This window comes from Thermoanaerobaculia bacterium (assembly GCA_018057705.1).
Taxonomy (GTDB): domain Bacteria; phylum Acidobacteriota; class Thermoanaerobaculia; order Multivoradales; family JAGPDF01; genus JAGPDF01.
In genome coordinates, this window is record JAGPDF010000105.1 from 1 (window position 1) to 11,136 (window position 11,136).

Consider the following 11,136-nt stretch of genomic DNA (forward strand, 5'->3'; position numbering starts at 1 on the left):
CTCTTCGAGTTCAACGTCTGAGCGAACGCCCGTTCTAGGGCTGCGTCGAGGACCACCTCTCGGTGTTCTCGGAGAGATCGAAGCCGTCCCAGAAGAGGACCTCGCGGTTCGAGAAGCAGTAGAGCCGGTTGGAGCCGGGGCAGCCGGTGGCCGTGTCGGCATCCGTCCAGGAGTCGTTGTAGGCCTCGCTCGACCAGCCGTGAAGGCCGTGCTCCTCGTTGGTTCCATCCAACCAGTCGAGGCAGTTCCAGGCGAGGTTGACGGTGCCGGTGGCGGACGTTCCGGTCCAGACCCGCGGTTCGATCGTGAGGTAGCGCCCCCACTCGTCGACGTGCAGCGTGTTGTCGTTCGAGCCGCTCAAGAGATCCGCTTTGGAGTCGGCGACGCGGAAGCCATCGACGCGCCGGAACGGGCGATCCTCGAGCGTCATCCGGTCGGTGGCGTCGACGGCGGAGCTCGAGAGCCAGGCGAAGAACGACTGCGGTGACGGGAGCCGCGCGGCGGCAGCCAGGTTGCGGCAGATCGCGTCGCCGGCGGCGAGCCCGCTCTGGCCCCCTGCCTCGGGCCAGGAGCCGAGGTCGCCATTGCCGAAGGTCGAGGTCGTGAAGACCAGCGCTGCCGGAACCCACGGAACGGGGGTGACCTCGCTCGCGCCGGGCTCGAGGCAGAGCAATCGCCGGAGACCATGGCAGCCGTCGGTATTGCTCCAGGTCCAGCGCTCCGTCGTCGTGTCGGCGGCGCCATGCGATCCGGTGAGCCCCTCCTGTCCGACGACCCAGCCCGCGCAGGTCTTCGCCAGCGCCTGCCCCTCGAAACCGGTTCCGGTCCAGTAGCTCGGGGACGCCTCGGGCGGAGTTTCCCCGTTCTCGTCGAAGCGGATCGGCTGATAGATCCGCTCTTCGGGCCCCGTCAGCTCGTCGAGGGTGCCGCTGAACCTGCCGACACCGTCGTAGCGATACCAGGGTCCGGCGGCAACCGCCGTGCCGACACAGCCGGTCGACTTCTGCCCGGTCTGCCCCCGGACGTGACAGTAGGCGTCGGCCAAAGGGGTCGAGAGCCAGGCGCGATAGGTGGCGGCATTCGGCAGGCCCGCCGCCGCGGCGCGAACCCGGCAGATGTTGTCGCCGGCAGCGACGCCGGAGAGCCCCCCCGAGTCGGACCAGGAGCTGAGGTTGCCGTTCCCCTGGACGGAGGTCACGAACGCCCGCCGTTTGACGGCGGCCGCCGGCGCGGCGACCAGGGCGAGCAGAAGCAGAGCGAAGACGGCGAGCCGAGCGCGAACTGGAATCATCGAATCCCCCACTCCCCCTACCGTCGTTGGCTGGGATGCGGGGACATCGCCGGGGAACGAGCTCGAAGCGCCACTTGCGTCTCGCCCCCTGGAGTGAAGGCGGTCGAGGTGCCAGCCCGGAGAGCGGCGGCACCTCGACTTGCACCTCAACTTGGGAATGTGGCTGGCACCTCAACCCCTGCACCTCAACCCCTCGACGTGGCACCTCGACCTGGGACGTTCTGGAGCCGAGTTTCCGCCCACTTCGAGTCGTGCTGGACGACGGGTGCGCCCGTCCTAGACTCCGCCCTCGTGGCCCCAGCGGAGGACGGCGCATGAGTCGAGGTGTGCGGATTCTGGTGGCGAGAGAGAAGGAGCGTTGGACGGTACATTGCGCCCACTGCGACCGGACGTGGGCGTGGGACTTGATGTCGGAGGCGACGCGGAGCGCGCGGGCGCACGTCGCTGCGCTCCCGCAGGGTAAGGTCAGCGTGATCCTGGTACGACGCAACGGCGAGGCGCCCGAGCCGGACTGGACCCACGGCGTCGATTCCTTTCCGCCGGAGGGCTGACGCGGCAAGGGGAAAGCGGCTGCCACCTCGATCGACAGCACCTCGACCGGCAGTTCGCTCTGGTGTCGGGCTCGGATCGAGCTGGGCCTGGTAGCGCCGGCGCGGGGTTGCACCCGTCGGCCTGCGCGCCTCGGGGCTAGATCTCCCGCGCCGTGCCGGAGACGCGGATGGAGCTCGCGGGGACGCCGGTGAATTCGGCGGTGAGACGCGAGCGCATGCCCATGTCTTCGCCCTGGACGATCTCGAGCCGTCCGCCTCCCTCGAGGCCCGGCCAGGCGAGGTCGCGCAGGTAGCCGGCGAGCGCGGCGGTGCCGGCTCCTGTCGCCGGGTCTTCGTAGACGCCGCCGGAGGCGAACGGGTTGCGGGTGTGGAAGAGGAGGGGTGTTTCCGCCCAGGCGAGGACGACGGTGACCACCCCCTCGAGGTTCATGAGCAGCCGCCCGGCTTCGAGGTCGTACGTCATCCGCGCGAGAGCCTCCCGGCTCGCGAGGCCGAGGACGAAGTGGTTCGCCCCCGCATGCGCGAGCGCCGGCGGGATTCGCGGGTCGAGGTCTTCCTTCCTGTAGCCGAAAAGGGCGAGGAACTCCTCTGCGAGCTCGGGCGCCGCCACAGCGCTCCGCGTCGGCGGCGACTGGAGCGCCGCGGCGAAGAGGTCGCCCTGCCGTCGCCCTTCGACGGTGATCTCGGCGTCGTTCAACTGCAGCCGGAAGAGCCCATCGCCCCGCTCCCGCGCGAGCACCGCCCCGAGCGCGATCGTCGCATGCCCGCAGAACGGTACTTCGGACGCCGGCGCGAAGTAGCGCACCCGATAGCGCGGGGCATCCCCGGAGTGCCCGGCGGTGCCGGCGGCGTCAGGAGCGATCGGAGCGATCGGAGCGATCGGAGCCAGCGGCGCCGCGAACGCCGTCTCGGAGAAGCCGACCTCGGCCGCGATGCGTTGCATCTCCTCGACCGACGGGAGCGCCTCGGCCACGACCACGCCCGCCGGATTGCCGCCGACCGCGCCATCGGAGAAAGCTGCGATTCTGTGAATGAGCATCGCTTTCGCCCTCCTGCGGAGCTCTACGCTTGCAAGCGCCGCGCCTCCGGAATCACCGGGATTCCGGACCTGCCTCGCTAGCCGTATCTTCTCGCAGACTCGCCGGCATGTCGCGGCGCATGTGAACGCACCGGATCACGTCCAGGTGGTCGGCGTGCTCGATGTAGAACAGCGCGTGGGGGAAGCGGTGAAGCGGCCAGAAGCGCAGCTGGGGCAGATTGAGCTCGTGGGCGTAGCGCGGAGATCCGGACTCGGGATGCGCTTCGATCTGCCGCACGGCCCGTTCGAGCGCCGAGACGAAGCGCAGTGCGAGAGGTGCCGATTCCGCGAAGTAGAGCTCCACCGCCTCTTCGACATCGGCCGCCGCCAGCGCCGAACGGATCGCCGGCTTCACGGCGCCGGCGGGAGGCGCTTCTTCAGTCGCCGACGGAGCTCGGTGAAATAGGCCTTGTCCATCCGCCCCGCGGGTTTCGCCTGGATGCCTTCGACCAGGTACTGCCGGAACTGAACGCGGTCGCGGTCGCGCCGGATGAGCTCGCGCATGTACTCGCTGGAGCTGCCGTAGCCCTCGGACTCGATGCGGTGATCGACGAACTCCTTGAGCTCGTCGGGCAGCGAAATGTTCATCGTCGACACGGTCCGACGCTAGCAGCACTCAAGTGGCTTGGCAAGATTTGGCAAAGCATTCGACGTGCTGGCTGCGCAGCTCGACTCTGGCCCCCCTCCCGGGGGGCGGGGCTGAGGGTGGGGGGGAGGCGTACCCTCATCAGGAGGAGAGAGCGATGCGCCGATTTCTCAGCGGTCTCATCCCGCGGTCAACGCGGACGCCGTGCGTCGCCGTCCTCGCCGGTCTGCTCTGTTTCGTGGGATCCCGTGTCGCGTTCGGCCAGCCCGAGTCCGACGAGGTCTTTACCGAGAAGTTGATCGTGACCGAGAGAACGGTCTACATCGACGACTCGGCGCTTCCCCGGATGGAGTCGACCTTTCGCCGAGCGCCCACGCACTTTCTCGTCCGCATCGACGGCTCTCCGGCCGAGCTCGTCGATGGCGCGGCGGACGATCCGCCGAGCGTGACGCATCTGGTCTGGCTGGATTCCGACCTGGCTTCGCCCGCCGCCCTCACCGCGGCCGCGAGTCTATTGGCCACCGCATTCCAGTCCTTTCCCGAGACGGAGAGCTTCACGCTCGTCGAGGTCGCCCGACAGGAGGCAGGCCGGCAGGCGGCGCCCCTCCAGGAGAGCCTCTCGCGAGCCGAGCTGGTCTTGCGTCTCCAGCGTTTCGCTGCGAAGCAAACGTCGGGCCGGGGCGCCTCTCCCACGCTCGAGCGGCGGATTGCGGCGCTGAATCGCATGACGGTCGGCGTCTCCCGCTACAGGAGCGGGGATCTCGGGGCGCTCTGGCTCGCCGCCGAACCGTGGGCGGTGGACGCGGGCGTGTTCGAGGAGGTCCTGCGCACCGGAGCCGAGGAGAGTCTCGCTCCAACCCCGCTCGGCACTCTGCAAAGGACATCCCGCATCCTCGCGAGCTCCGGCTGGGTGCTCTTCCCGGTCTGGGCGAAGACTGGAGGTCCGGCCGAAGAGCTTCAGATCCCGGCGCACGAAGACCAGAGCCGGGAGTTCCTGGAGCGCGGGCTGGGACTGACGACTCGGGACGAAAGACCCTTCAAGAGGCTGATGTTCTGGCTCTTTGGCGCCGGCAGTCGCCATGTGCGATCGCGGCAGAGCCTGAACCTCTCGCGCGCACTGGATCTCGCCACGGAGGTGAGGCTCCGCCCGCTGGCGATGGTCGCGAGCGCAACCTCCGGCGCCCTCGCCGGCGAGCCGCTGCGCATCCTCGACCTCGCCGAGCGCCTGCGAAACCGCCGGCCCCTCGTCGTGCGCGATGCGACCACCGTCGGAGCGGATCTGCGCCGCCTCGAGGTCGTCTGGACGAGCGGCGACGGCCGCTCCGTTCCGGCGTTGCCCTGGGCCGCGTCGCTCACCCCTCCCGAGCTCGGCGTCTCGCGTCTGTTGAGCGCTGTCGAATCCTCGCTCCTCGAGGCAGGAGCGCCCCTCCGGTTGCGCCTCGCCGATCCTGCGGCCGCGATCGAGCCGGCGCTCTGCTTCGCCTATCCGCGGCAACGCGGTCCGCTTCGACTCCTCTGGTTTCGGGCCGCTGAGCAGAGGATCGCGATCGGACAAATCGTCGAAGGCCCGCGGGCGGACGCCGACTGCGTCGCGCTGCCGAAGGACCTCCGGGAAACCGACTTCGTCCAACTCGAAGTGCTGGATTCGCTGGAGTGGGGGGCGGGCCGGCTCTCGGCGCTGCCGCGGCGGTAGACAATGCCGGATGCCAGCGGAAGCGAGCGCCACCCGTGTCAAGTGAGGCTTGACACGTCGACGCGCAAGACCTTACACTTTCGGTGTCGTGATCCGCAGCTTCTCGCACAAGGGTTTGCAGGAGCTTTTCGAATCCGGGAAGAGCCGGAAGGTCCGACCCGATCAGATCGCGCGGATCTTGCGGCGGCTCGACGCACTGGATGGAGCTATCGAGCCCGGCGACCTCGACCTTCCCGGCTTCGGCTTCCATGTCTTGAGAGGACTGCCGAAGCGGTGGAGCGTGATGGTGAACGGGCCCTGGCGGATCACATTCGAGTGGATCGACAGCGAGCCCTGGAACGTCGACCTCGAGCAGTACCACTAGGAGCAGAGCGATGACGATCGAGAGCACTCGCAGCCGGCGCCGCCCGACCCATCCGGGAGCGATCCTGCGCGAAGACGTCCTGCCCGACCTGCAGATGAGCGTGACGGAGGCGGCCGGGCGCTTGGGCATCTCGCGCCAGACGCTGCACAAGATCCTCGCCGAGAAGTCCCCAGTCACCGCCGAGATGGCGCTGCGCCTGGGCAAGTTCTGTGGCAACGGCCCGGGCCTCTGGCTCCGCATGCAGCAGCAGGTCGATCTCTGGGACGCGGAGCGGAACCTCGCCCGCGAGCTCGCGAAGATTGCGCTCGCCAAAGCGAGCTGACGTTCGAGCGCGTCGCGGCGCCCGCGACCTCAGGGTCCGACCTGCCAGTCGGGCGGATTCAGCTGCTCGAAGCCGCCCTGGAAGATGAGGTCGGAGGTTCGCCGCACGAGACCGATGGCGCGCACGCCGAAGTGGATGTCCGCGATACCGCCGAGGACCAGGCGGCCGTTCTGCGGCACGACGCGAGTGGCGCGCTCCCACCAGGTTCCCGGCAGATCTTCGGTGAAGAGACCGGTCCCGGTCCCACCGAAGGTCGTGTCGAGGCTGCCGTCGAGGAGGAAGCGCGCGAGGAGGATCTTCTGCGTCTGGTCGGGGAGCCAGGAGGAACCCACTGCGACGAACCGGTCGGCCCCCTGGCGCAGCACGTCGAAGAAGGTGGCGTTGTGTTCGACCCTGCCGTCCCATTTGCCATCGCCGGAGAAGCTCGTGTCGAGCTCGAGCGCGCCGCCGGCCGAGGGCCACCGCGCCATGGCGACCGCAGCGGTCGTGCTGGGCGACGGGTCGCCTTCGGGGTACTGGCGCGCATTTCCGACCACGACGACGCGATCGCCGTCGAGCGCCGCGAGCGCGAACGGCCCGTCGCTGCCCTCGACCCAAAGATCGAACGGAATCCCCAGCGGCCCGAGATAGGTTCCGTCGGCGGCGAAGTCGAGCAGGACGAAGTCGCGCGAGTCGTCCCATTCGTCGACCGCGAGCACCGTGTGCCCATTCGAGGCGCGGACGGCTTCAGCCGCGACCGCGCTCTCTTCCCAGGAGCCGAAGGGGGGCGAGAACTCGGTGATCGCGTTTCCGGCCGGTCCGATCTCGAGCGCCAGCGGACGCCCCAGAGGCGTCGCCGGCAGGCCGTTCCACGTCCGGCCGGTGACGAGGAGATGCCCATCCGAAAGGGCCGAGACGTCGAAGAAGCCGTCGCTCTCGTAGTCCGGATCGGTCGGCAGGACAACGACGCCGCTGACGCCGAACGACGGGACGAGAACGCAGGCGGGAAAGTCGTAGGCAACGAGCATGAAGAGATCGAGCGTCTCGTCGAAGTGCAGCATGACGAGCGCGATCAGGCGCCCGAGATCATCGAAGGCGAGGTCCAGGACACGCACGTCCTGCCCGGGTCCGGTGCCCGGATCGATCTCGCAGTACGCTCCCAGGCTGTCGTCGCCGACGGTCGCCCAGTAGCCGCGATCGACGCCCTCGAGCAACGGCGAGTCGAAGGCGAGGGCGAGGTTCCCTGCCGCATCGGCATCGAGCCCGCCGAAGTTCATATCGAAAGGCAGTTGGAGCACGACCTCGCCGCCCGTCCAGAAGGCCGGGTCGGGATCGCCGTCGGCCCCGGCTACCGCGGCGCCGAGCGCCAGCATGGAGAGCGCCAGGGCGGCGGCCCTCCGGAAGATGCCCGGAGCGCTGCCCCGGTGCCGTCCGCACGCAGGCACGGGAGTTCTGCGGGGCGATGCGTCGGGCGACGGAAACGACAGGCAGGGCAGCGGCATGGGGATCTCCTTCCTAGTCCTGCCGTCGGCGGACCTGGAAAGGGGACAGCCGAAGCCGCAGGAAAGCGGCTGGCACCTTGAAGTCCGCACCTCGAAGTCCGAAAGTGCGGCTGGCACCTCGAAACAACCGCACCTCGAAGCCAGATCCCGCGCTGCCGGCGCGCCCCTGCGCCGGGCGATGATCCCGCCGGGCGGCGCCTTGCGCGTAGCCAGATATGGAAACCACCTGGCTGAACCGGCGCACGAGCTGGAGCTTCGCTCCCCGTTCGACGTCCGCCGCCGTGCTTCTCGCCCTCGGCCTCGCCCTGCCCGCCGCTCCGCCGGTGTCCGCGGCGTCCGTGGGGCTCTCGTCGGTGCGGGCGCAGAGCTTCGAGAACGAGGACCTGCTCTTTTTCGTTCCGGAGACCGCCGACCGCTTCGGCTGGTCGTTCGCGAGCGGCGACTTCAACGACGACGGCTACGCCGACCTCGCGACGGGGATGCCCTACGACAACGGCCTCGCCGGCAGCGGCCTCGACGACACCGGTGCCGTCGTCGTGCGCTGGGGCGGGCCCGGCGGGCTCACCCCCGGCCTCGCCGACACCTTCCTGTCGCAGTATGCGAGCGGCAGCCAGAGCCCGCCCGAGTCCGGAGACGAGTACGGCTTCGCACTCGCCTCGGGCGACTTCAACGGCGACGGCTACGCCGATCTCGCGGTCGGCACGCCCGGCGACGAAGACCCGTGCTCTCCCAACGTGAATCGCACGGGCAGCGTCTCGATTCACTACGGGGTGCCGGGCGGGATTCAGCTCGCGGCGGAGCATCTGGTTCACGAGAGCTTGGGGGATGCGGGTGGGTGTTACGTCAGCGGTCATCGCTTCGGCGCGGCGCTCGCCGCCGGCGATTTCAATCTGGACGGCTGGAGCGATCTGGCGGTCGGCGTGCCTCAGGCGATCGTCCCCGCCAGCCCCCCCGTCAACGCGGGTCGGGTCATCGTCCTCTACGGTCACTTCGGCGGTCTCGTTCCGATCGACTTCCAGAAGGTCGACCAGAGTCTTCCCGATGTCATTGGCGTCCCCCACGACGGCAACGAGTTCGGCGCAGCGCTCACGGCGGTCGATCTCAATCACGACTTCCGCGACGATCTGGCCGTGGGTGTTCCGGGTCTACTGGGGTCCGGCGCGGTGCAGGTCTTCGTCGGCAGCTCGTCCGGTTTCGACTGGACGCAGAGCGCCCTGTGGACCGAGGATCTTCTGATCGGCGGGGGTGCGAGCGAGTTCGGCGACCGCTTCGGTCAGGCGCTCGCCGCCGGCGACTTCGACTACGACGGCTACGACGACCTCGCGATGGGCGACCCTTCCGAGGATATCGGCGCGAGCGCCAACACCGGCATGGTTTTGCTCTCGTTCGGCTCGGCTTCCGCCCTGACGCCGACGCGCGTGAAGCAGTACCTCCAGAGCTCGATCTTCGGCCTGCCGTCCTACGACGGCCCGAACGAGAACTTCGGCCACGCCCTGGCCGCCGGCGACTGGAACGGCGACGGCGCCGCGGACCTCGCCATGGGGATTCCGCTCGAAGACGTCGGCGGCGCCGACCGCGGCGGCGTGGCGGTCCTCACGAGCTTCAACGTCGCCGGCGACTACGGCGCCTACCGCTTCCTCGCGATCGGCAACGCTGGGATTCCCCCCTCGGTGCAAAACAGCTCCGACGCCGGCCGCGCCCTCGGCGTCGGCGATTTCGACGGCGACGGCTACGACGACCTCGTCATCGGCATGCCCTACTGGGACTCCCTCGACGTCGTGGACAGCGGCCGCGAGACCGTGCTCTACGGCTCCTTCTTCTCCGACGGCTTCGAGGGCGGTTCGACCTTCGAGTGGAGCGCGACGTCGCCGTAGGCGGGGCACCCGGTGCGCCGTGCGGCGCGCCGCGGGTACCCGGTCAGAGGCCCGGTCCGTGCCCGGTCAGGGCAGCCGTCGTGCCCGCAGGAGCGCCGCCGCCGCGAGCAGCATCGCGAGAAGCGCGAGACCCGTGCGGGAGACCGCCGGGATCTCGACGACGCTGGGACCCAACCCCTGCGGTGCGGCGGCGATCGCGTAGACGAAGTCCTCGCCGGGAGAGGGGGTCGCGATCGCACCGAGATCCTCGGTCCCCAGCGTTTCGAGGTTCAGCCGGTAGAGCCTGGCCTCCGTCCAGTCTTCGGAATGGGCGAGAAGGTAGGCCTCGCCGCTCGGCGAAATATCGAACCCGCGGACGTAGTGCGGAACGTCGATCGGCCCGAGCACCGTGACCTCGCCGGAGGACGCGGGCGGGCTGCCCGCGACGCCGCCGAGCCGCGCGAGATGGGGGACCAGGGGGTAGACCGGCGGATAGTAGATCGCCAGGGTCTCCCCGCCGTGCGCTCCGCCGGGAGGTGGATGCGCCAGCGCCTCGTACCTTCCCGGAGTGTCGAGAGGTTGGTCGACATGGAGCTCGAACGTGTTCAACGAGTAGCGATAGTTGGTGAGCGGATACTGGATCATTCGGAGCTCGCGCGTCTCGGGATGGATGTCGAAGTCGTACAGCGCGAGCTGGAAAGAGGGGAAGCCCGGCCAGTCGAGCCACGACGATGCGCCGCTGGCGAGATCGATGCGCACCGGGAAGACCGGCGAAGGGGGGCAGGTGATCTGGCACTGGGGATAGGCGAAAGCGTAGAGCTCGCGCGTCTGGGGATCGAATTCGATCGCCATGTCCGAGTAGTCGTTGAGATCGCCGGTGATGGGCAGCGAACCGAGCAGCGTCCCGGGGGCTGCGCTGTCGAACCAGACCAGCCGCCACCCCCCCCAACCCCCCACAACCGCGTAGAGGGTCTCGCCCCGCAGTTGCGAAGGACCTGCCAGAAGGAAGAGGAGACAGAGAAGGCCCCGGCGCATGGGACGGGCTCCTTTCGAGGCCTGACAAGGATACTCCTGCGGGCCGGGGATCACGTGGGCGACTGCGAGCCGTCCCCCCTCAGGGCGCCACGGACGACCAGCGTTCGGTGTTCTCGGAGAGGTCGAAGCCGTCCCAGAAGAGGACCTCGCGGCGCGACCTACCTCCGCGACACCAACGTCCTCTCCGAGCTCACGCGTCCGCACCTGAGCAAGAGCCGCTGATGGCGGCATGAGTCCGCGCCCTTCGCCCTAGCGAATCCACACCTCGACGCGGCGGTTCCTGCCGCGGCCAGCTTCGGAGTCGTTCGACGCCACGGGTAGCGCCGACCCGAATCCCCGGCTGACGCCGGCGCGGATCCCCTCGGCCGCGAGCTCCCGCGCCACGGCTTCGGCGCGGCCGGCCGACAGGCGCAGGTTGGTCGCTTCCGCACCCTGGGAGTCGGCGAATCCGAGCAGCAGGATCTCGCGACCGCGATTCGCCGGCGCGCTCAGGCTCTCGAGCAGCCGGCCGACGTCGCGCCGCGCCTTGTTGTCGAGCTGGTCGCTTCCCGACTCGAAGCGGAAGTCGAGCGGCAGCCGCGTCGCTCCCTGGGTGACACGGAGATATTCGGGCGGAGCGTTCGGAGCGGGCGCAGCCCGCCCCGCGGCACCGGGCTCGCCCCGCTCCGTCACCGCGTCGACGAGGGATTGGCCCACGAAGCCGATGGTGTCGACGATCGACTGGCCGTCGTGGGAGAGCGCGAATTCGAGGAACTGGCTCACCCACGGGTTTCTCGGGTTGCTCGCGGAGTAGAGGTAGAGCCGTCGCGAGAGCAGGTAGTCCTCAGTGCGAACGGTGAAGACCGTCGGCCGGTACGGCACCGAGCCGCCCTCGTGGACCTT

Annotated in this window: 12 protein-coding genes; 5 read left to right on the forward strand and 7 right to left on the reverse strand. The window is 69.2% G+C overall.

The features are described from left to right. Window positions 1-34 precede the first annotated feature (34 nt). Window positions 35-1,291: a hypothetical protein gene (locus KBI44_19805; GenBank protein MBP9146728.1), complete on the reverse strand. Its 1,257-nt coding sequence runs from the start codon at window positions 1,289-1,291 to the stop codon at window positions 35-37. Between the two features lie 314 nt (window positions 1,292-1,605). On the opposite strand from KBI44_19805, the gene KBI44_19810 reads away from it, so the two are divergent. Continuing rightward, window positions 1,606-1,842, forward strand: coding sequence for a hypothetical protein (locus tag KBI44_19810; protein MBP9146729.1), 237 nt, complete (start codon window positions 1,606-1,608; stop codon window positions 1,840-1,842). A 136-nt stretch (window positions 1,843-1,978) separates the two neighbouring features. Here the strand turns inward: KBI44_19810 and KBI44_19815 are convergent, their stop codons facing one another. The 3 genes from KBI44_19815 to KBI44_19825 are packed head-to-tail and all read right to left on the reverse strand — an operon-like array spanning window position 1,979 to window position 3,517. Then, entirely contained in the window at window positions 1,979-2,881 is a 903-nt protein-coding gene (locus KBI44_19815) for a PhzF family phenazine biosynthesis protein (GenBank protein ID MBP9146730.1), read from the reverse strand. A 52-nt stretch (window positions 2,882-2,933) separates the two neighbouring features. Beyond that, entirely contained in the window at window positions 2,934-3,275 is a 342-nt protein-coding gene (locus KBI44_19820; GenBank protein ID MBP9146731.1) for a type II toxin-antitoxin system RelE/ParE family toxin, read from the reverse strand. Further along, window positions 3,272-3,517 (reverse strand): type II toxin-antitoxin system ParD family antitoxin, encoded by a 246-nt coding sequence (locus tag KBI44_19825; GenBank protein MBP9146732.1) that lies wholly within the window; start codon window positions 3,515-3,517, stop codon window positions 3,272-3,274. The genes KBI44_19820 and KBI44_19825 overlap by 4 nt, the downstream gene beginning before the upstream one ends. A 146-nt stretch (window positions 3,518-3,663) precedes the next feature. On the opposite strand from KBI44_19825, the gene KBI44_19830 reads away from it, so the two are divergent. The 3 genes from KBI44_19830 (at window position 3,664) to KBI44_19840 (ending at window position 5,885) form a co-directional block, all read left to right on the forward strand. Beyond that, window positions 3,664-5,199 carry a hypothetical protein gene (locus KBI44_19830; GenBank protein MBP9146733.1) on the forward strand — a complete coding sequence of 512 codons (1,536 nt, stop codon included), beginning with the start codon at window positions 3,664-3,666 and terminating at the stop codon, window positions 5,197-5,199. A gap of 88 nt (window positions 5,200-5,287) precedes the next feature. Further along, complete coding sequence (locus KBI44_19835) at window positions 5,288-5,563, forward strand: type II toxin-antitoxin system RelE/ParE family toxin (protein MBP9146734.1); 276 nt, start codon at window positions 5,288-5,290, stop codon at window positions 5,561-5,563. Between the two features lie 10 nt (window positions 5,564-5,573). After that, window positions 5,574-5,885 (forward strand): HigA family addiction module antidote protein, encoded by a 312-nt coding sequence (locus KBI44_19840; GenBank protein MBP9146735.1) that lies wholly within the window; start codon window positions 5,574-5,576, stop codon window positions 5,883-5,885. A 29-nt stretch (window positions 5,886-5,914) separates the two neighbouring features. On the opposite strand, the gene KBI44_19845 is transcribed toward KBI44_19840, so the two are convergent. Further along, a complete protein-coding gene (locus KBI44_19845; GenBank protein ID MBP9146736.1) occupies window positions 5,915-7,366 on the reverse strand; it encodes a hypothetical protein in 1,452 nt (483 codons plus the stop codon). Between the two features lie 215 nt (window positions 7,367-7,581). Here KBI44_19845 and KBI44_19850 point away from each other — a divergent pair, with 215 nt between their 5' ends. Next, complete coding sequence (locus KBI44_19850) at window positions 7,582-9,240, forward strand: FG-GAP repeat protein (protein MBP9146737.1); 1,659 nt, start codon at window positions 7,582-7,584, stop codon at window positions 9,238-9,240. Window positions 9,241-9,306: 66 nt separating this feature from the next. On the opposite strand, the gene KBI44_19855 is transcribed toward KBI44_19850, so the two are convergent. Both KBI44_19855 and KBI44_19860 read right to left on the reverse strand, forming a co-directional pair. After that, entirely contained in the window at window positions 9,307-10,254 is a 948-nt protein-coding gene (locus KBI44_19855) for a hypothetical protein (GenBank protein MBP9146738.1), read from the reverse strand. A 249-nt stretch (window positions 10,255-10,503) separates the two neighbouring features. Further along, a partial coding sequence (locus KBI44_19860) for an OmpA family protein (GenBank protein MBP9146739.1) occupies window positions 10,504-11,136 on the reverse strand: 633 nt, incomplete at its 5' end.

Bases quoted from the DNA above. Each gene is read 5' to 3' on its own strand.
- KBI44_19805 (MBP9146728.1), bottom strand. From the start codon at position 1,291: ATGATTCCAGTTCGCGCTCGGCTCGCCGTCTTCGCTCTGCTTCTGCTC.
- KBI44_19810 (MBP9146729.1), top strand. From the start codon at position 1,606: ATGAGTCGAGGTGTGCGGATTCTGGTGGCGAGAGAGAAGGAGCGTTGG.
- KBI44_19815 (MBP9146730.1), bottom strand. From the start codon at position 2,881: ATGCTCATTCACAGAATCGCAGCTTTCTCCGATGGCGCGGTCGGCGGC.
- KBI44_19830 (MBP9146733.1), top strand. From the start codon at position 3,664: ATGCGCCGATTTCTCAGCGGTCTCATCCCGCGGTCAACGCGGACGCCG.
- KBI44_19840 (MBP9146735.1), top strand. From the start codon at position 5,574: ATGACGATCGAGAGCACTCGCAGCCGGCGCCGCCCGACCCATCCGGGA.
- KBI44_19845 (MBP9146736.1), bottom strand. From the start codon at position 7,366: ATGCCGCTGCCCTGCCTGTCGTTTCCGTCGCCCGACGCATCGCCCCGC.
- KBI44_19850 (MBP9146737.1), top strand. From the start codon at position 7,582: ATGGAAACCACCTGGCTGAACCGGCGCACGAGCTGGAGCTTCGCTCCC.
- KBI44_19855 (MBP9146738.1), bottom strand. From the start codon at position 10,254: ATGCGCCGGGGCCTTCTCTGTCTCCTCTTCCTTCTGGCAGGTCCTTCG.